The following is a 19,288-nucleotide window of genomic DNA, read 5'->3' as shown; positions in this document are numbered from 1 at the left end:
CGGATTATCAAATTTATTCAGCAATAATTAAAAAATAATTTTTCTTGCCTTTTTGGGCAACCAGGTATTTACCGCTTATTAAATTATCATTATTGTAAGTGTCATCAACCGAATTGATTTTCAGCTTATTGATGGCTGTACCGCCACCCTGTATCATTTTTTTGGCTTCGCCTTTTGATGGAAAAACCGTTGTGTGCGCCGCCAATAAATCGACAATATTAATTCCTTGCTCCAAATCGGCTATGTTGATGGTAAAATTAGGCACACCTTCAAACAAACCAAGCACTTCACCGTCACTCAATTCGCTCAAAAACTCAATACCAACATTGCCAAACAAAAACTCCGACGACTTAATTGCTTTTTCGTACGCAGCTTCACCATGCACGCGGATAGTTATATCTTTGGCTAAAGCTTTTTGCAGCACACGTAAATGTGGCGCGGCATCTTGCTCTGTTTCTAAAGCTTTTATAGTTTCCTCATCAAACAAAGTAAATATCCTTACATAAGTTTTGGCATCCTCATCGCTGGTGTTCAGCCAAAACTGGTAAAATTTATACGGCGATGTTTTCTCAGCATCCAGCCAGATATTACCGCCTTCGGTTTTACCGAACTTTGTTCCGTCTGATTTTTTTATCAATTGCGTAGTTAATGCAAATGCTTCGCCCGAGCCCTTGCGGCGCACCAGTTCAGTACCGGTTACAATGTTACCCCATTGGTCGGAGCCGCCCATTTGCAATGCGCAATTGTGATTCTTCCATAAATAGTAAAAATCGTAGCCCTGCACCAATTGGTAAGTAAATTCAGTAAACGACATGCCGGTTTCGCCCTCAAGTCTTTTCTTAACCGAATCCTTGGCCATCATATAATTAACGGTGATATGCTTGCCAACCTCGCGGATAAAATCAAGGAACGTAAAATCCTTAAACCAATCGTAATTATTTACCATTTGGGCGCTATTGGCCCCGCAATCAAAGTCGAGAAATTTCTCTAACTGTCCTTTTATGCCTGCCAGGTTTTTCTGCAGTACATCTTCAGATAGCAAATTGCGCTCCTGCGATTTTCCTGATGGATCGCCCACCATGCCGGTAGCGCCACCTACCAGCGCAAAAGGCTTGTGCCCCGCGCGCTGAAAATGTATCATGGTCATAATCTGGGCCAGGCTGCCCACATGCAGCGAGTCGGCCGTCGGATCAAAACCAATATAACCCGATACTATTCCTTTATTTAACAGTTCTTCGGTTCCGGGCATAATATCATGCAGCATACCCCGCCAGCGTAATTCTTCAACAAAGTTCATTTCGTGTTCAATTCAATCCCGATAGCTTTCGGGACGGCAAATATAATTATTTATGATTACACCGATTGGGGAATGATTACACCGATTATTTGTTTTGGATTTCGCCGTTTGGATGATAATTACCCCGATAGCTTCGCTCCAAATTTAAATTTCCCTTACCATTAAATCTCTGTAATCATAAAATCAAATAATCGGCGAAATCAAATAATAATCGGTGGAATCATAATATTTAACTATTTTGGGATTGTACAGGACTTTTGACGAGGACCACTATGAATTTTTTATCGCACTTTTATTTCGACCGGGAAGTTGATGATTGTTACCATATACTTGGTACCGTATTGCCCGATCTTTTGAAAAATGCTGATAAAACAATCGTTCTTCACCCCGAAAAATTACAAAGTACCAACCCATCTGTAAACTCCATTATAAACGGATGGAACAAACACTTGGAAGTTGACCGCCATTTCCATTCTTCCGGATTCTTTCTTGAACACTCGCACAAACTAAAGTTATTACTTCGGCCCGTTATCGAGGGCTCACCGGTGAAACCGTTCTTTTTGGGCCATATTGCCATCGAGCTTATTTTAGATAACCTACTGCTAACTACAGGAAAAGTGACTGCCGATGTATTTTACGATCATCTAAATGGATGCGATGTAGCAGTTGTTGATGATTTTTTAACTTTTGCCGGACTTAAAAACACGGCCGTGTTCTTTAAATTCTTCGAAGGCTTTAAATCAAGCCGGTATTTATACAGCTATGCCGAAACGCAACAGATAGCGTATGCCTTAAAAAGGATTTGCATGCGCGTTTGGCGCGACCCTTTTACGCCGGATCATGAAAATGCCATAAATGCGATTTTAACAACCTATCGCCTGGATTTACTAGGCAATTTCATGTCGGTTTTTGATGAGATAGACGGGAAGTTGGCCGCTAATTAAGTGCCGGCAATAGACTTTACCTGGTCTGCAGTCTTAGAAACCAGCTAAAAACCACTGCTTTCTGCATAAAATAGCCTTAAAATCAGCATTTAACATTAAAATATTCTTTTCTAAATAAAATTAATATACCTACCTTTGCAGTCCCAATTAAGAAATTGGGAAAAGGAGAAAATTTATTTAATGGCAAAAAAACAGGAAGCAGAAAAAGAATTAAAAGCTAAGGAGGCTGAACTCGAAGTAGTTGGAGCAACTCCTCAGGAAAAAGAAACAATTGAGTCAGAGGCTGATTCAATTTCGATCGAAGAGATCAAATCAAAAATCACAGCAGCAAACGAAGATTTCGATTGGGATGCTGATGAGAAAAAATTTGGCAATTACAGCGACAGCGACCGTGAGAAATTCGAGAAAATGTATGATGGAACTTTCAGCTCTATCACCAAAGGCGAAATCATCACCGGTACAGTTGTAAATGTTAACAGCAAAGATGTTGTATTAAACGTTGGCTTTAAATCTGACGGTTTGGTATCAGTGTCTGAATTCCGTGATACACCTGATTTGAAAATCGGTGACACAGTTGAAGTATTTGTTGAGTCGCAGGAAGATGCTAACGGTCAGTTAGTGCTTTCGCGCAAACGTGCTAAAACTCAAAAATCATGGGAGCGTATTAATTCTGCATTAGACAATGATGAAATCATCACTGGTTTTGTTAAGAGCAGAACTAAGGGTGGTTTGATTGTAGATATTATGGGCGTTGAAGCCTTTTTACCAGGTTCACAAATCGACATTAAACCTATCAGGGATTATGACGTTTATGTGGGCAAAACCATGGAGTTCAAAGTTGTTAAGATCAACCACGAGTTTAAAAACGTAGTGGTATCGCACAAAGTGCTGATTGAAGACGATTTGGAAAACCAAAAAACCGAAATTGTGGCCAAACTTGAAAAAGGCCAGGTATTGGAAGGAACCGTTAAAAACATTACCGACTTTGGTGTATTTATTGACCTTGGCGGCGTAGACGGTTTATTACACATTACAGATATTTCATGGGGCCGCATAGAGCACCCGCGCGAAATCTTAGCATTAGATCAAAAAATCAACGTTGTTGTGCTTGATTTTGATGATGAGAAAAAACGTATCGCTCTTGGTTTAAAACAACTTACCCCACACCCTTGGCAGTCGCTTGATGAAGGCATCCAGATTGGCTCGAAGGTTAAAGGTAAAATTGTTACCGTTGCCGATTATGGCGCATTCCTTGAAATCATCCCGGGTGTTGAAGGCCTTATCCACGTATCAGAAATGTCGTGGTCGCAAAACTTACGTAACCCTCAGGAATTCCTGAAAGTTGGTGACGAAGTTGAAGCACAGGTATTAACACTTGACCGCGACGAGCGCAAAATGAGCTTGGGCATTAAGCAATTAACGCCTGATCCATGGCAGCACGCTGCTGAGAAATACGCCATTGGCACTCAGCACATCGCTACTGTTAAAAACATGACCAACTTTGGTGTGTTTGTTGAGCTTGAAGACGGAATTGACGGATTGATCCACATCAGCGACCTTTCATGGTCTAAGAAAGTTAATCACCCTAACGAATTCACTAAAGTTGGTGAAAAATTAGACGTGATTGTACTTGAGCTTGATGTTGACAACCGCAAATTAAGCCTTGGCCACAAACAGCTTGAAGAAAACCCTTGGGATACTTTTGAAACCATCTTCACCATCGACTCGATACATGAAGGTACTGTATTAAAAGTAACCGATAAAGGTGCAATTGTTGCTTTACCTTACGGTGTTGAAGGCTTCTGCCCTACCAAACACCTGGTTAAAGAAGATGGCAAGAGCTTAAAGGCTGAAGAAGCTGCTGAGTTCAAAATCATTGAATTTAACAAAGAAAACAAACGCATCGTTATCTCTCACTCACGCATTTGGGAAGAAGCCCGTGCCGAGCAACGTGTTCAGGAATTTGAAACCCGTAAAAAGGAAGCAAAATCTGCAAGCAACGCTGTGAAAAAAGTGAAAGAGTCGGTTGAGAAATCAACTTTAGGCGACCTGAGCGTATTGGCACAGTTGAAAGAGCAAATGGAAGGTGCTGAAAACAAAGCACGCAAAGCTACAACAACAGCCAAAAAAGCTTCGGAAGAAGAAGCTGCTGAATAAGTTTAAATAAATTAAATCCTTATAAGCCCCTGGTAGCAATGCCGGGGGCTTTTTTGTTGCTAAATTTTACAGATATCATCTTATCCATTAATTATATTTGCTCTTATGAGCACCCGCAAGCCTTTAAATCCCTTTGTTTACATACTGCTTATTGTCATTTGCCTTATCATTTCAATAGCCTTACTTTATTTCAATTTCAGTGATTTTGTAATGCCCTACCCGTTGGTAATCGCTTTGCTTGTTATTTGCGCTTTGGTTAGCCTGGGAAGTTATATTGGCTATTTCAGGACACCAAAACATAACTATTCGTTATATGCAAAACTGTGGCGAATTGTGCTGCTGGCTTTGCTGGGCGTGACTGTAATAATTTTGATAGCATTACCGGTATTAGTAATTGAAAACGCATGAGTGGCGAAACCAATCTTCAGGCCCTGCTAAAAACTATGAGCCCCAAACTTAACGAGGGCGACTATGTGTATTGCACGGTAAGCGCCTTAAATAATTTCGACCCAAAGGAAATAATTGGTCTTTTTAAAGAAGAAGAGGGCTGGACTATTATACTTGATAAGCAATTGGCGGATAAACTGGGTTTAAATTATACCTATGTCGCCGCCTGGATTACCTTAACCATCCATTCATCATTGGAAGCGGTAGGACTGACAGCAGCTTTCGCAACGGCGCTTGGTAACGAAGGTATTAGCTGCAATGTGGTAGCTGCCTATTATCACGACCATATTTTTGTGGCTAAAGGGGATGCAGAGAAGGCGATGATGGCATTACAAAAGCTATCAAATTGACAACTTATTAAATTACGTCATTGCGAGGAACGAAGCAACCTCTACATAGGACATTCAAGAACCTTATAATTTGTGATGACCTAAATGCGGCATTCAGGTCACCATTTGTATAGCGGTTCGTGATTAGCAAGCGCAGTCCGCCAGCTGGCGGATCGTTCCTCGCAATGACGATATGGTTGAAAACACGGTTAATCTATTTCAAATCCGGTAATTTCCCGCCGTCAAAAATGCTTTTTTCGGCAACGGTCTTCTCAACATCCTGCCATTTACGGGGAGCATCTATTGATAATAGCGTGCCTTCGGTTTTACCTATCAGCACGTCATCTTCAATCCTCACGCCGATGTTCCACCATTTTTTATCGCAAGGGCTGCCGGCAGGGATATAAATGCCGGGCTCAACAGTGATCACCATGCCTGCTTTTAAACCGCCGCCATATTCCCCTTTATCATGCACATCCAAACCTAAATGGTGCGATACGCCGTGCGGGTAATATTTACCCACTTCTTTGGCATCCTTAATAATACCAAGTTGTATCAATCGCGATGAAAGCACCTCGCGGGTTTTGGTTTCCAAATCGCCGTATGGCACACCATCTTTACAAAGTTTAAATACTTCTTCCTGGGCATCATAAACTATCTGGTATATCGCTTTCTGCTCTTCGGTAAATTTACCGTTAGATGGGAACGTGCGGGTAACGTCGGCGCTGTAGCCGTGGTATTCTGCACCAACATCCATCAGTACCAACTGGTTATCTACTTTGGTAGCAGTATTTTCTTCATAGTGCAGTATACAGCCGTTGGCACCTGCGCCAACAATTGGCGGATAACCTTCATCTTCGGCGCCATAGTGTTTGTGTACATACAACATAATGCCTTCCAGTTCCTGCTCGCTCATTTGTGGTTTCACAGCGCGCATGGCCTCTGCATGGGCAATGCTGGATATTTTCACCGTTTTGCGCATTAAATCCAATTCTTCGGATGTTTTAACTCCCCGCAAATCGGTAGTAAACTTTTCATAAAGCGAGAGACCCGAAGGACTGGCGCTAATTTTTGATTTTACATCAGCCAGCGTTGCAGAATCAGGTTTTGCCACCAGTTCCTGAATGATCGGGCTGTTTTTGTATGCTTCCCGGTCGAGGCGTGGTTTCAGGAAGGCCATAATCCGGTCAAGGTTCTTAGGTGTAGCGTATTTACCTATCACATTTAAATCGTTGGTCAGGGCTTTGTCTGAAGTTTTGATGTCAGCTTTTTCTTTAAAGGCACCCAACAATTCTTTCAGACTTCCCGCACCGCCGCCACCCACGTCATCGGGCAGATCATCATACAAAACCGTATTAAATTTCTTAAAATCTATCGGGAATTTTGAGAACTGCTCGCTGTTGTAAACTCTTTTAAACCCGAGTTTGGCTTTTGCACCGGCAACACCCAGCCGGCGCCCGGTCCACTGCTCCTGCTGCGGGTCGCGGTGGCGAACGAAAAACAACTCGTTATAGCTGCTGTCGCCATCGGCTTGCGTGTCTTTAAATACCAATAGAACGGCATCAGGCTCTTTATATCCCGAAAAGTAGTATAAGTCTGGATTTTGATGATAAACATAATTTACATCTTTCGAAAAAACCCGCTCAGGGTAAGCAAAAATTACGGCTACAGAATTACCGGGCATCATATCCCGCAGGGCCTGCCTGCGCCCGGCATGAAACGCGGGGGTTAAATAATCTGTCGGCAGGTTTTGGGCCTCGCTGCCCTGCGAAAATACCTGTGCAGTGGTGCAGCAGGCCAAAGCAGCAACCAGCAGGCTTTTGTTAAAAAAATTCATAAATAATAAGTCAGTTATTTGTTCTGTTTAAATTCAGTTAAGGTACAAATTAAACATTTTGCCCGCCAACCAAATGCGTGCAAAATTTATACAAGTATAAACTTTAGTAATTAAAAACTAATCACCCTTTCCGGGTGAGATTTTTGGGGAGTCCGAAAGTCGGGAAAGTCCGAAAGACGCTACATTTATTTTCGTTTATAAGTTCCTTTAATTTCCGATTAACTAACCTCTGGTATCTAATCTCTAATCCCCAAGCCCCAACTAATCTCTAATCTCCAATTAACTAATCACCAAAAATAATTACCTTTGCCCAAATCCACCCATACGATGCAAAATCTAACACTGCTCGACGGTCAGAAATTTCAAATAACACTACAGCGTTTATGTCGTCAGTTAATAGAAAATCATAACGATTTTTCTGAATCGGTACTTATTGGTATACAACCGCGCGGCATTTATTTAGCCAAGCGTATAGCTGAAGAACTTCGCAAGATATTACCGGGCAAAACCATATTACAGGGCGATTTAGACATCACCTTTTACCGCGACGATTTTCGCCGCCGCGACCAACTGGTGCCCAATCAAACCAAAATCGATTTTATCATTGAGAATAAAAAGGTGATCATGATGGACGATGTACTGTGGACAGGCCGCACCATCCGCGCCGCCATGGATGCCCTGCAGGCATTTGGTCGCCCGGAAAAAATTGAGTTGCTGGCGCTGGTTGACAGAAGATATTCAAGGCATATACCGGTGGAAGCTGATTATGTGGGAATTGAGGTGGATTCAATCGCATCACAGAAAGTAGTAGTGAGTTGGATAGAGACGGATGGGGAAGATAGAATAGTTTTATTATCAGAGGCTAAGTAAATTATAAAAGACTCGTCATTGCGAGCGTAGCGCGGCAACCTCGTCGCTATACAAGGTGAAGAAGTACAGCGACGAGATTGCTTCGTTCCTCGCAATGACAAACTAAAATAATTCCGAAATCAAAAGAAATGGCAGGATTAAGCACAAGGCATTTATTAGGGATAAAAGATTTAAACCCGGCAGATATTCAACTAATATTTGAAACGGCCGACAACTTTAAAACGGTTTTGAACAGGCCGATCAAAAAGGTTCCTTCCCTTCGCGATGTAACTATTGCCAATATATTTTTTGAAAACTCAACGCGCACACGCTTATCGTTCGAACTGGCGGAAAAACGATTATCTGCCGATGTGGTAAATTTTGCGGCATCTTCATCATCAGTAAGTAAAGGCGAAACGCTGATTGATACAGTAAATAATATACTGGCCATGAAGGTAGATATGGTAGTAATGCGCCATCCCTACGCCGGCGCAGGTATCTTCCTGTCGAAACATGTAAAAGCACAAATTGTAAATGCCGGCGATGGTGCACATGAGCACCCTACCCAAGCATTGCTTGATGCCTTTTCCATTCGCGAAAAGCTGGGCGATGTAGCCGGCAAAAAGGTGGTTATCGTGGGCGATATCTTGCACTCGCGCGTTGCGCTGTCAAACATATTGTGCCTTAAACATTTGGGCGCTGAAGTAATGGTTTGCGGGCCCACCACGCTGATACCGAAATACATTGGCTCGTTAGGCGTAAAAGTTGAGCATAACCTATTGAAAGCCTTAAACTGGTGCGACGTAGCCAATATGCTGCGCATACAGCTGGAACGCCAGGATATAAAATACTTCCCATCACTCAGGGAATACACCATGCTTTACGGCTTAAACAAACAGATATTAGATTCGCTGGACAAAGAAATCATCGTGATGCACCCCGGTCCCATAAACCGTGGCGTTGAAATTACCAGCGATGTTGCCGACAGTAAACAATCCATCATACTCGACCAGGTTGAAAACGGCGTGGCTATACGCATGGCGGTGCTGTTTCTGCTGGCAGGGCAAACGCCGTAAAATTGCGTCATCCGTGAATTCCGGTTTTAAAACATACTTAAAAATTAGCGTCAAAGGGTTTCTATTATCCTCAATATTCCCTTTCGTACTCTACTTTTTCGTCGAAGTAAAAAGCTTTGTTTATATCAGCATCATTTTTAATATTTTAGGATTTGTTCCGGGATATTATAGATATCAGGACCAATTATTATTCCAAAAAAAACTTAAAGCCAAAGGCCTTACACCAGACGACTTAAATAACATTGCATTTGTTAAGAGCTGGGACGAAATAAGAAAAAGAGGCATTATAAAATACTCGTTAATTGATGGTGGAATCTTTTGCGGCTTTGCACTATGTGGATTGTTTAGTCTAGCAGCATTGCTGGTTATCAAAAATATGTTCACCTATATAGCCGCCGACCTGTCGAACATGTTTAATTTTATCGGGTATACATATTTAGCCGGTGCTACGACAGGTATTATTATTTACAGGATTTTATGGGCGCATAACGAGATTAAATTTATCCGCCTAACCGACCCGCTGCATTAAAGCGGTAATATGACCGTTATAAATGGCAAATGAATTTAATATGAGGTCTGCTTTTCTAATCTTTTTACTCTCCATTTTGGCAATTACATCATCAGCCCAAACCCGCCAGCAACAAAAAGTCGACTCAGTATTTAAGTTGGTAAAAACTTATTTCAACGCCAAAAATGCAGATGCCCTTTATAACCTTGCGGGTGATGCTTTTCAAAAGGAGTTTAGCATAAACGCTTTCGGTGATGTTGCCACCAAACAGCTTTTTCCGCTGGGGCAAATAAATGACGCCTTGTTAACCAGCTTTGTAAACAACAGCCTGGCAACCTACAAGGTGAGTTTTACAAATGCTACCATGAACGTATTTATCAGCCTTGATAATAAAAGCAAGCTTGAAAACTTCCTGTTTAAGCCTTACACCGATCCGACACCCGATAAAACAGCGCTTGTGCCAACCAACAACCCTATGCTAACCACAATGGATAAGCAGGTGGATACCGTTGCCCGCAAATACATCCAAAAGGCAAACACCGTGGGCCTTTGCATCGGCATTATGAAAGATGGCAAAACCACTATCTACAAGTACGGCGAAACAAAAAGAGGAAATGCCCGCCTACCAGATGGTGACACCTTTTTCGAGATCGGCTCCATCACCAAAACATTTACGGCCACCTTGCTGGCATATTATGTAAACGACGGCCAGGTTAAGCTTACCGACCCGATAACCAAATACCTGCCCGATTCGGTTGCTGTAAACCAGTCGCTTAACGGTATTACGTTGCTTAATTTGATAAACCACACCTCAGGGCTGCCCAGTGTGCCCGACAATTTAAAGGAAAGCATGACCAACCCGTTTAATCCCTATAAAGATTACACGAAACAAATGATGTACGCCTATCTAAAAACCTGCCGGCCAATTACCAAACCAGGCGAAAAGTATGCGTATTCAAACCTGGGGGTAGGCTTACTGGGCGCCATATTGCAATATGTGAGCGGCAAGACTTTTGGTGAGATGGTAAACGAACTGATAACTCACCCGCTGGTTATGCTCAGTACGGCTCAATATTTAAACCCGCTGTTTTCGCCTCGGTTCGCATCTGTTTATGATTCGAGTGGGCGTGAAACCCTGGCCTGGGAATTTGATGTGCTTGCCCCTTGCGGCGCATTACGAAGCACTGTAAACGATTTACTGCGCTATGCCCGGGTAAACATGCATCCCGGCGCCGACAAACTAGGCAGTGCCATTGCATTAACCCACCAAATAACTTTTACAAAAGATGTAAAAATAGGCCTGGGCTGGCACATAATACCGGTTAATGGTATAAACTATTACTTCCACAACGGCGGCACGTACGGCAGCAGCAGCTTTATGGCTTTTAATGCGGAAAAGAATGTGGCAATTGTAGTACTATCTAATGCTTATGAACCTACTGATCCGGTCGGCGCTGGGATTTTGGGAAAGCTGGTTAAATAGTTGATTAGTTTGGAAAGGACCAAACTTAGTTTTAACTGCATTACTATTAACAAAAGAATGATTTCAGGAAATCTTATCTAATTGTCATTGCGAGGAACGAAGCAATCGCATGCTATACAGGGCGAAAAGATAGGTATTTAGCTCGCATTGGCGGTTGTGTACTGCGTGCGGTTGCCGCGCTCGTTCCTCGCTCGCAATGACAAAATTTTATATTAACTCTCGATATGCGTCAACGCGTATCCAATAAAATCCCTCGTCAATCCATAGTCTTCTGTCCCCTTTCTTCGGATAAAAAAGAAATCGCGCGTTATTTTAAGTCCCTCTATCGGCACCTCAACTAAATCACCCTCGGCTAACTGGCGAACTATGGACGGCCTCGGCATAAAGCCAAGGCATTGGTCGGCCAGCAGGAAGTTTTTGAGCGCTTCTGTCCCGCCAAGGCGGATCTTTACAGACAGGTCTGCAGGTTTAATGTGCAGGGCCGATAGTGATTTTAACAAAGCATTTAATGTTCCCGAGCCACGCTCACGCAAAGCCAGCGGCGTTTTTACAAACTGCTTCAAACTTAGTGATTTACCTGCCAGCGGGCTTTTAGCCGAACAAACCGGTATCACCTCGTCGCTCATAAAAGGTTTGTAAGACACTGTGGTGAGCTTATTATCCACCTCGATAATGCCGATATCCACCTCGTGGTTTAGCAGGGCATTTAAAATATACTCCGAGTTCCGGTTAACCAGCTGCACATCCACATTGGCAAACTCCCGCTGAAAACCAGATAGTATAGATGGCAAAATATACAATGCAATGGTGGTACTTGCCCCCAGCCGCAAATGGCCCGATGCCTGCGACACGCTGCTCAGCACCGATAGGTCGTATTCAATTTTACGTTCAATTTCGGTGGCTTGCAACAGGTATTCGTTTAGCTTGCTACCAGCTTCTGTTAGCAATATGCTGTTTCCCTTGCGTTCAAACAAGGGCACTTTATACTGGTCTTCCAGTGCCTTGATGTGTTTGCTGATAGCGGGCTGCGTTACAAACAGCACTTGGGCCGCTTTGCTGAAACTCAAATTGGCAGCAACTTCCATAAAAACACGGTGGGCAAAAGATATCATAGGTTTCAAAGATAACGAAACGATATAAAAGAAAGTGGTAGCGTCTCAGTTTGAGTTTGCGTACTTACCCCACCATTTTAATTATCTTCGATGAATAAAAATAAGATATATGACAGCATTCAACGGTATTCAGGTTTATGAAATTTTAGAAAATGGCAATCTACTCAATGGTATTTATACAAATACAAAGTTGCAATTGAAAAACGGTATAGATTATCATATAGATATTGAAATTGCAAGAAAACAGCATACTGATAATGAAGGAGTTAAAGGAGATTATAATTGCAGGTATATTGAATCAAATAATGCCTTAGTAACAGATTGCAAGTTAAAAATCTTAAAGCATAATGGTGTATATGAATTTACGTGGAGTGATGAAAATGGAGCATTTTGGAAGGGATTAGGTTTAATGGCTGGTACTACCCACATTGCAGTGTCTTATGACGGGGTCTAAAATTTTCAAACTGATACACTACCAAATAAAGTTATAACGGAAGGGTTGATTGTCATTTAGGCTTGGGTTAACCCTTGCGGCGGGCGATATAAAGGCAAGTAGCCATATTTCGGGTAACCTGGCCGGCAAACTGTTAAGTTGCTATATTGCCTATTTCAGTTAACAGCGCGTCCCTGTCCGGGCGTATAATAATATTTGAAAAAGTTGAATAAAGTGTAACTGTTTGGCTGGCATCCAGCGCCCAATTCCATTCGGTTGATTTGTATTCGATAGCCTCGAATGCGTTTGTCCGCTCAAGTGCTGCAAGGCGGGATTTAAAGTCCAGGCCGAACGGCGTCATTCCAGGTCCTTCGGCTGGGCTCATCGGGCCTGAAAGGAGTTCTTTCGTGGCCTCATGAAATGCATCGTAGCGGTCATACACGCCAAAAACATTCCAAACCATGGCCCACCATCCACCTGGCCGCAGCAGACGGGCTATTTTCTCTAACGCCACATCCTCATTCAGCCAGTGAAAGGCAGTTGCCGAAATGCCAAAATCAAAACTATTTTCAGGGAGTTCAGCATCCTCAAATGGAACGGAAATTATCGAAAGCCCGTTTCCCTGTATTGTATTACCCAGAAAATCGGCCGACCGGCCATCGGGCTCTATAATCACCAAAGGGCTCGCCCCGAGCTCAACTAACCGTTGGGTTGCAATACCGGTACCGGCCCCTATTTCAAAAGTAGCGGTATCTTTGCCAAGGCAGCCGCGTTCGAGCAGCATTTCAAAAACCCAATCGGGATATCCAGGGCGTATAGCATGGTAACCAGGGGGGCTCCCCCGAAAGCTTCGCGGCCGAATTTGAGGTCTACGGTTGATTTTGCCATTTGAAAACGTCTTGAATATAGAATTAAAATAAAAACTGCGCGTGTATTTATCTCAAAATGGCAATCAATGCCATTTTAACTTCGTTCTGGTGTCTTTCTCTTTAATGTACTTGATGATGATCAACCCCTATTAATTAAGATATAAAATAATCTCGTTTTTGTCCGATTATTCCTTTTGTTCAAATTCCCCTACCCTATAATCAATTAACATTTCGATTTCATCCTTGTCGGCGGGGTCGACTTTAAATTGAAGTTGGGCAGGGTAATACCTATCGAAATATTTTATAATTATATCTTTAGCCATTTTAAAATATTGATTATCAGAATCATAATTTTTTAATTGATTCAAAAACTCATCTGTCCCATTAAATATTTGTCCGGCAAACGGGTCGAAAAAGTAAGTGCCTGATTCATCGCCTGAAGATTTTCGTAACATAAATAGTAGATATACTCCAAATTGAAATTCGTTGTTCAAAAGAAATTTCTTTAATAAGCGTGTCGAGTTAAGGGCAATATTAAGGCGTCTATTGTTGCCTGGTGATTCACGTTGTTGCTCGCTGTTAAAACGTAAAAAATCTTGAACTGTAAAATTGTAATTTGGGATAGTAGACAAGAACTCTTTAAATAATTTGTAAATCATTTTCAAAAGTTCTTCGGTACTAAACAGAGTTCCTTCAGATAAAGATTTAAAATCTTCTTGATTATTCGCGCGCACAAATGCACTAACAAACCTTGCACGTGAATATGCTGTAAGACTGTTATCGCCCACCACATTGCGAAAGGCTTTTCGACCGATGGTTAACTTTTCGTTCCCAACTGCCAAAAGGGTGTATCTATTGATAAATAAACTGGTCGCTCGATTAAACCACCTAGTATTAGTTTCATCCTCTAATCGTAAAAATAGGACGCCATATTTTTCAAGTGATTCCAATCCTATTGGAATCGAATATGAGTCCATAATTTTGTCTAATTCGTAGTAAAAACCGTCTTCAATCCATTCTTTAAAAGTCTCAATTATAACATCGTTATTGTCTGTGATGACCTCACGAAATTTTTTCATTGATAACTTATCATTAAACAACTGATATGAAAAGTATAAATAAAAGTTAGACACTAATTTAAATCGTCGAATATGCCCGTAGGCATTCTTATCCAAAAGCGCCTCAATTGTTTTTGTAATCCAAATTTGCTCTTTGGGACTAAAGCTTAAGTTTTCCAATGATTGTTTGAGTTCCGGCTCTAACAATTTAAAACTGTCGTAGTTATTTTCATCGGCGGTAAAAATCTTCTTTGATTCTATCAAACAGTACACCTCATAGCTTTTTGCTTTTATTAACTCGATCAAAAATAAATCTGTCCAATGAACTTCTTCTCTAAGTATGTCAAATTGAATCAAAAATGAATTGCAAAATCTCTTTACATCTCTGAGATTATTCAATAAGTTTTCGAGGATATTATCACTTGAGATACCCTCTAATACTGCGGTACTTATTGAAGTGGACTTATAAGAAAGCGAGTCTATTATAATATTTAAGCTGTCTATATCTTCCTCGCTCGATAATTTGGTCTTTATATACTCTTTAATTTGATTAGAAATAACTTCCTTCTTAAATGTTGGAAGCGTTAAGACCAATTGAAAAATCTTCTTTAAATATTCCTTTTCTTTACCAATTAAATTGGTTTTTTTCAAAGTTTCAATAACATAGTTGTGATCGATTGCTACGACAAAAAATGTGTTCGAAAAATTCGCTGTGTTTCTAATTATACGTAATACCTCCAAAATTTCGGAAGCTGTTAATCTATCCAAATCATCGATAAAGACTATAATTCTTTTTCCAGTTGATTTAATATACGTATTTATAGTATCGTAGCGCTCGGTGACGGACGGTTCGTCAATGAAATCATCTATTATAGTATCAATTAATCGAAATGATGCTTCTTTACTGGTCTGAAATATTTTTTTGGAATAGGAATTTATTTTGTCCGCGATCGTCGCATGGTAAGGTTTCAAAGAATTTGCTAATGTCTTAAAAAAATCATCAACAATTAAGTCGCCATTATTAATTCGCCAAGGATTGAATTGTACTAAAATATTTTCTTCCTGATTTTCGCTAAGCGCGCTATAAAGCCGTTTTAAAAAATCAGTTTTCCCTTGGCCCCATTCTGCAAAAATCCCAATACCAAAGGAATTATGAGTAGTTGTCGCTTCAATTCTAGTCGCTACTTTATTCGCATATCCTGTCCTATAGTAATGGTCGTTTTCCTTTATAGAAATGTCCGAATCTTCTATTAATGAGGCATTCCCCTTCTTCGATAATTGGCTTTTGAAAGTCTTATAATGCATCGTAAGTATTAAAAGACAAAAAACTATTACATCAGAATAAAAAAGTGATGAGCAACACTTGAATCCGTAGAATCTTAATGAATCGTCCGGCCGCCAAAGAATAAAATAGAATGCAAGCCCCAAGGCAAAGTAAGCGAAACTATTAATTGAAGGTAATAATTGTTTAGACAGTTTGTTAAAAACAAAAAAACACGTATAAACAAATAATCCAAAAACAATCAAATCCATGATATATGTTATTGGAATTGATTTGAGAGCCGGCTTAATAAAAATAACCGTACATAAAGTTTTTATAGGTTCGTAAAATGTATAGCTAAGGACGGCAAGTAAAATCCAATAAAATATCTTTTTATTCGATATCGCTTTATTATACAAAGCAAAGTCTAATTTCGAAAATGGATCAAATTTAACTTTAGGGTTACTCTCAGTTTTTGTTAGAACGTCGTTAGGCATTGTGATAATTAAAACAAGGTGATTTGCTATAAAGCTAACAATAAATTGAGTTATATACCTTTTCCTCAATTGGTTAAATTGCAAACTATCCTGCAAAAAAGGTTCGAGACTATAGACCTATAAATAAAAATAGGGATAATCTCCCGATCATCCCTATAATTTATATTTCACCATCGGGTCAAAACTTAATCCAACCCAATCAACTTAATCTAACTTAAGCAACTACTTCACCAGCGCCAATCAAATGCTTCGCAGCCAAATATTCAGCAATCTGCACAGCGTTAGTAGCAGCACCTTTGCGCAGGTTATCTGATACTATCCAGCAGTTCAAAGTTTTTTCCTGGCTCTCGTCGCGGCGAAGGCGGCCAACAAAAACTTCGTCTCTGTCGTGCGCATCAAGCGGCATCGGGTATTTTAAGTTTGCTGTATCATCAACTACAATGATGCCCGGCGAATTTGCCAGTAGCTCGCGTACTTCGCTCAGATCAAAATCGTGCAAAAACTCAATATTAACTGATTCAGAGTGGCCTCCCATAACAGGGATACGCACGGTGGTGGCGGTTACCTTAATGCTGTCATCACCCATAATTTTAACGGTTTCGTTCACCATTTTCATTTCTTCTTTGGTGTAGCCGTTTTCGGTAAACACGTCGATCTGGGGGATAACGTTAAGGTCGATGGTGTAAGGATAAACCTTCGGGCCATCTATTCCCTTGCGTTCGTTAAATAATTGCTCCACGGCCTTTACACCGGTGCCTGTAACGCTTTGGTAGGTTGATACCACAACACGTTTAATTTTATATTTATCGTGCAGTGGCTTAAGGGCCACTACCATCTGTATGGTTGAACAATTTGGGTTGGCGATGATCTTGTCATCAGCTGTTAATACATCGGCATTAACTTCGGGCACTATCAGTTTTTTGGTAGGGTCCATGCGCCAGGCCGATGAATTGTCAATAACAGTTGTGCCGGCTGCTGCAAAAAGCGGTGCCTGTGCCAATGATGTGCTGCCCCCTGCCGAAAATATGGCAACGTCGGGCTTCTGTTTTATCGCATCCTCAACAGAAACTACCTTGTACTGCTTACCCTTAAAAGTGATTTCTTTACCAACACTTTTCTCTGAAGCTACCGGAATTAATTCTGTAACGGGGAAGTTGCGCTCCGCAAGGACCTGCAACATTTTGGTGCCCACCAATCCTGTGGCACCTACTACTGCGACTTTCATTTGCTTTAAATTGTTATTAATTAAAAATTCCTGCAAAGATGGGAATTATTTTTGATTTGATTAACCACATTGTCTACCTTTTTAGTGGGATTGATAAGATTGAATTAAGCATAAACAAGTGTTTATTTTACACCATCAACCGCTCATTTAATCGATTTAATCAAACCTAAAAATTCAACCATTTTTCTACCTTTGCCGAAGTAAACTGGCATTTCATGAGCGAAAAAATTTTAATTATTGGCGCCAATGGTCAAATTGGTACCGAATTGGTTAAGGCATTACGAAATATTCACGGCGCAGAAGCAGTAATAGCTTCGGATATAAAAAGCCCGGCATACGCCATCCGCAATAGCGGCCCACACGAAATTGCCAATGTGCTCGATAGGGACAACCTGCACCACATATTTGACAAGCACCGCCCCACCCAGGTTTACCTGCTGGCAGCCATACTATCGGCTGTAGGCGAACAAAAACCAAAAGTGGCCTGGGATTTAAACATGACCGGACTTTTGTCGGTACTTGATTTCGCTGTTGAATTTAAAGTAGCCAAAGTTTTTTGGCCAAGCAGCATCGCGGTTTTCGGGCCGCACTCGCCGCAATATAACACCCCGCAATATTGCGTGATGGACCCCAACACAGTTTACGGTTTCAGCAAACTGGCCGGGGAACGCTGGTGCGAATATTATTTTGAAAAATACGGGTTGGATGTACGCAGCATCCGCTACCCCGGCCTTATCGGATGGCGGGCAAACCCGGGCGGCGGTACTACTGATTATGCCGTACATATTTTCCACGAAGCATTAAAACAAGGCAAATATCAAAGCTTTTTATCAGCAGGCACTGCTTTGCCTATGATGTATATGGACGATGCCATCAGGGCTACTATCACGCTGATGGATACACCGGCAGAGAAGCTTGGCATCCGTTCATCATACAACCTGGCCGGTATCAGTTTCACCCCTGAGCAACTGGCTGATGAAATTAAAAAGCATATCCCTGATTTTGAAATGAGCTATGTGGATAGTGATCCACGCCAGGCCATTGCCGACAGCTGGCCAAAATCGATAGACGACACCGAAGCCCAAAAAGATTGGGGCTGGCAGCTGGAATACGATTTGGCAAAAATGACGGAGGATATGTTGACGAATCTTAAGACAATCATCTAAGTGAGGGAAAAAGCAAAAGGTAAAAGCTGAAAGGTTTTTGCTGCTCTGATTATAGACTTAATTTTAAAACAAATATTATATTCGCTGATTATAAGCGTTAATGGGATGATAACCATTAACCAATGCACTGATGGCCATGAACTATGAACCATCAACTATGAACTAAAGAAATGGGAAGAGCATTCGAATTCCGTAAAGAAAGAAAATTTAAGCGCTGGGCCAAAATGGCGGTTCAGTTTACGCGTTTAGGCAAAGAAATTGTAATGGCTGTAAAAGCCGGCGGTGGCGACGTTAACACCAACTCGCGCCTGCGTACTGCTGTGCAGAACTCCAAGGCAGTAAATATGCCGAAGGACCGTGTGGAAGCCGCTATAAAAAGGGCCACCAGTCGCGACGAAAAAGATTACGAAGAACTGGTTTATGAAGGCTATGCACCGCATGGTGTTGCTGTATTGGTTGAAACCGCTACCGATAATACCAACCGTACTGTTGCCAACGTGCGCAGCTACTTTACCAAATATGGTGGCTCATTGGGCAAAACCGGCTCATTGGATTTTATTTTCACCCGTAAATCGGTATTTACTTTTGAGCCGGGCGACCGTGATTTGGAAGAGCTGGAATTTGAATTGATTGATGCCGGTTTGGAAGATTTATTTGTGGAAGCCGATGAAGAAGGAAACGATATTGGCGTGATACATACCGCTTTTGAAGACTTTGGTAAAATGCAGAAAGCATTAGAA

The 19,288-nt window shown here is 41.4% G+C and carries 17 protein-coding genes; 11 read left to right on the top strand and 6 right to left on the bottom strand.

Features of this window, described 5'->3' with window-relative positions; translation table 11 throughout:
- Positions 1 to 13 precede the first annotated feature (13 nt).
- Complete coding sequence (gene tyrS, locus Q0R52_RS14940; RefSeq protein ID WP_295795667.1) at positions 14 to 1,297, bottom strand: tyrosine--tRNA ligase; 1,284 nt, start codon at positions 1,295 to 1,297, stop codon at positions 14 to 16.
- Between the two features lie 272 nt (positions 1,298 to 1,569).
- Here tyrS and Q0R52_RS14935 point away from each other — a divergent pair, with 272 nt between their 5' ends.
- From Q0R52_RS14935 to Q0R52_RS14920, 4 genes are all read left to right on the top strand, one after another.
- Positions 1,570 to 2,241 carry a hypothetical protein gene (locus Q0R52_RS14935; RefSeq protein WP_295795666.1) on the top strand — a complete coding sequence of 224 codons (672 nt, stop codon included), beginning with the start codon at positions 1,570 to 1,572 and terminating at the stop codon, positions 2,239 to 2,241.
- A 180-nt stretch (positions 2,242 to 2,421) separates the two neighbouring features.
- Positions 2,422 to 4,398, top strand: coding sequence for a 30S ribosomal protein S1 (gene rpsA / locus Q0R52_RS14930; protein WP_252787738.1), 1,977 nt, complete (start codon positions 2,422 to 2,424; stop codon positions 4,396 to 4,398).
- A gap of 105 nt (positions 4,399 to 4,503) precedes the next feature.
- Positions 4,504 to 4,806, top strand: a complete 303-nt coding sequence (locus tag Q0R52_RS14925; RefSeq protein WP_295795662.1) for a hypothetical protein — start codon at positions 4,504 to 4,506, stop codon at positions 4,804 to 4,806.
- Positions 4,803 to 5,195, top strand: coding sequence for an ACT domain-containing protein (locus tag Q0R52_RS14920; protein ID WP_295795660.1), 393 nt, complete (start codon positions 4,803 to 4,805; stop codon positions 5,193 to 5,195). The genes Q0R52_RS14925 and Q0R52_RS14920 overlap by 4 nt, the downstream gene beginning before the upstream one ends.
- A gap of 193 nt (positions 5,196 to 5,388) precedes the next feature.
- Here Q0R52_RS14920 and Q0R52_RS14915 read toward each other — a convergent pair whose 3' ends face one another.
- Positions 5,389 to 7,011, bottom strand: coding sequence for an aminopeptidase P family protein (locus Q0R52_RS14915; protein ID WP_295795658.1), 1,623 nt, complete (start codon positions 7,009 to 7,011; stop codon positions 5,389 to 5,391).
- Between the two features lie 327 nt (positions 7,012 to 7,338).
- Between Q0R52_RS14915 and pyrR the strand changes: the two genes are divergently transcribed.
- From pyrR to Q0R52_RS14895, 4 genes are all read left to right on the top strand, one after another.
- Complete coding sequence (pyrR, locus tag Q0R52_RS14910; protein WP_295795657.1) at positions 7,339 to 7,881, top strand: bifunctional pyr operon transcriptional regulator/uracil phosphoribosyltransferase PyrR; 543 nt, start codon at positions 7,339 to 7,341, stop codon at positions 7,879 to 7,881.
- A gap of 128 nt (positions 7,882 to 8,009) precedes the next feature.
- On the top strand, positions 8,010 to 8,936 hold the full coding sequence (locus tag Q0R52_RS14905) for an aspartate carbamoyltransferase catalytic subunit (RefSeq protein ID WP_073404884.1): 927 nt from the start codon (positions 8,010 to 8,012) through the stop codon (positions 8,934 to 8,936).
- Between the two features lie 376 nt (positions 8,937 to 9,312).
- Complete coding sequence (locus tag Q0R52_RS14900; RefSeq protein ID WP_295795653.1) at positions 9,313 to 9,465, top strand: hypothetical protein; 153 nt, start codon at positions 9,313 to 9,315, stop codon at positions 9,463 to 9,465.
- 40 nt (positions 9,466 to 9,505) lie between these two features.
- The gene (locus Q0R52_RS14895; protein WP_295795651.1) at positions 9,506 to 10,927 is read left to right on the top strand and encodes a serine hydrolase domain-containing protein; all 1,422 of its coding nucleotides are present in this window, start codon (positions 9,506 to 9,508) and stop codon (positions 10,925 to 10,927) included.
- Positions 10,928 to 11,139: 212 nt separating this feature from the next.
- Here the strand turns inward: Q0R52_RS14895 and Q0R52_RS14890 are convergent, their stop codons facing one another.
- Positions 11,140 to 12,039 (bottom strand): LysR substrate-binding domain-containing protein, encoded by a 900-nt coding sequence (locus Q0R52_RS14890; protein ID WP_295795650.1) that lies wholly within the window; start codon positions 12,037 to 12,039, stop codon positions 11,140 to 11,142.
- Between the two features lie 109 nt (positions 12,040 to 12,148).
- Between Q0R52_RS14890 and Q0R52_RS14885 the strand changes: the two genes are divergently transcribed.
- Positions 12,149 to 12,493 (top strand): hypothetical protein, encoded by a 345-nt coding sequence (locus Q0R52_RS14885; protein ID WP_295795648.1) that lies wholly within the window; start codon positions 12,149 to 12,151, stop codon positions 12,491 to 12,493.
- A gap of 133 nt (positions 12,494 to 12,626) precedes the next feature.
- On the opposite strand, the gene Q0R52_RS14880 is transcribed toward Q0R52_RS14885, so the two are convergent.
- The 3 genes from Q0R52_RS14880 to Q0R52_RS14870 form a co-directional block, all read right to left on the bottom strand.
- Positions 12,627 to 13,256 carry a class I SAM-dependent methyltransferase gene (locus Q0R52_RS14880; protein WP_295795646.1) on the bottom strand — a complete coding sequence of 210 codons (630 nt, stop codon included), beginning with the start codon at positions 13,254 to 13,256 and terminating at the stop codon, positions 12,627 to 12,629.
- A 270-nt stretch (positions 13,257 to 13,526) separates the two neighbouring features.
- Positions 13,527 to 15,704 (bottom strand): P-loop NTPase fold protein, encoded by a 2,178-nt coding sequence (locus tag Q0R52_RS14875; RefSeq protein WP_295795644.1) that lies wholly within the window; start codon positions 15,702 to 15,704, stop codon positions 13,527 to 13,529.
- Between the two features lie 667 nt (positions 15,705 to 16,371).
- A complete protein-coding gene (locus tag Q0R52_RS14870; protein ID WP_295795641.1) occupies positions 16,372 to 17,382 on the bottom strand; it encodes an aspartate-semialdehyde dehydrogenase in 1,011 nt (336 codons plus the stop codon).
- A 215-nt stretch (positions 17,383 to 17,597) separates the two neighbouring features.
- On the opposite strand from Q0R52_RS14870, the gene Q0R52_RS14865 reads away from it, so the two are divergent.
- Positions 17,598 to 18,548, top strand: a complete 951-nt coding sequence (locus tag Q0R52_RS14865) for an NAD-dependent epimerase/dehydratase family protein (protein ID WP_295795640.1) — start codon at positions 17,598 to 17,600, stop codon at positions 18,546 to 18,548.
- Positions 18,549 to 18,718: 170 nt separating this feature from the next.
- The coding region (locus tag Q0R52_RS14860; RefSeq protein ID WP_295795638.1) for a YebC/PmpR family DNA-binding transcriptional regulator at positions 18,719 to 19,288 on the top strand (570 nt) is incomplete at its 3' end.

The organism is Mucilaginibacter sp., from assembly GCF_025359345.1.
Taxonomy (GTDB): Bacteria; Bacteroidota; Bacteroidia; order Sphingobacteriales; family Sphingobacteriaceae; genus Mucilaginibacter.
The sequence above is the reverse complement of the archived record's forward strand: the minus strand, read 5'-3'. Positions and strand labels throughout refer to the sequence as shown.

What these genes read in the sequence shown, in the direction of transcription:
- Q0R52_RS14915 (WP_295795658.1), bottom strand. Translation starts at nt 7,011, where the DNA reads ATGAATTTTTTTAACAAAAGCCTGCTGGTTGCTGCTTTGGCCTGCTGC.
- Q0R52_RS14865 (WP_295795640.1), top strand. Translation starts at nt 17,598, where the DNA reads ATGAGCGAAAAAATTTTAATTATTGGCGCCAATGGTCAAATTGGTACC.
- Q0R52_RS14920 (WP_295795660.1), top strand. Translation starts at nt 4,803, where the DNA reads ATGAGTGGCGAAACCAATCTTCAGGCCCTGCTAAAAACTATGAGCCCC.
- Q0R52_RS14905 (WP_073404884.1), top strand. Translation starts at nt 8,010, where the DNA reads ATGGCAGGATTAAGCACAAGGCATTTATTAGGGATAAAAGATTTAAAC.
- Q0R52_RS14870 (WP_295795641.1), bottom strand. Translation starts at nt 17,382, where the DNA reads ATGAAAGTCGCAGTAGTAGGTGCCACAGGATTGGTGGGCACCAAAATG.
- tyrS (WP_295795667.1), bottom strand. Translation starts at nt 1,297, where the DNA reads ATGAACTTTGTTGAAGAATTACGCTGGCGGGGTATGCTGCATGATATT.
- Q0R52_RS14925 (WP_295795662.1), top strand. Translation starts at nt 4,504, where the DNA reads ATGAGCACCCGCAAGCCTTTAAATCCCTTTGTTTACATACTGCTTATT.
- pyrR (WP_295795657.1), top strand. Translation starts at nt 7,339, where the DNA reads ATGCAAAATCTAACACTGCTCGACGGTCAGAAATTTCAAATAACACTA.
- Q0R52_RS14895 (WP_295795651.1), top strand. Translation starts at nt 9,506, where the DNA reads ATGAGGTCTGCTTTTCTAATCTTTTTACTCTCCATTTTGGCAATTACA.
- Q0R52_RS14885 (WP_295795648.1), top strand. Translation starts at nt 12,149, where the DNA reads ATGACAGCATTCAACGGTATTCAGGTTTATGAAATTTTAGAAAATGGC.
- Q0R52_RS14875 (WP_295795644.1), bottom strand. Translation starts at nt 15,704, where the DNA reads ATGCATTATAAGACTTTCAAAAGCCAATTATCGAAGAAGGGGAATGCC.
- Q0R52_RS14900 (WP_295795653.1), top strand. Translation starts at nt 9,313, where the DNA reads ATGTTCACCTATATAGCCGCCGACCTGTCGAACATGTTTAATTTTATC.
- rpsA (WP_252787738.1), top strand. Translation starts at nt 2,422, where the DNA reads ATGGCAAAAAAACAGGAAGCAGAAAAAGAATTAAAAGCTAAGGAGGCT.
- Q0R52_RS14890 (WP_295795650.1), bottom strand. Translation starts at nt 12,039, where the DNA reads ATGATATCTTTTGCCCACCGTGTTTTTATGGAAGTTGCTGCCAATTTG.
- Q0R52_RS14880 (WP_295795646.1), bottom strand. Translation starts at nt 13,256, where the DNA reads ATGCTGCTCGAACGCGGCTGCCTTGGCAAAGATACCGCTACTTTTGAA.
- Q0R52_RS14935 (WP_295795666.1), top strand. Translation starts at nt 1,570, where the DNA reads ATGAATTTTTTATCGCACTTTTATTTCGACCGGGAAGTTGATGATTGT.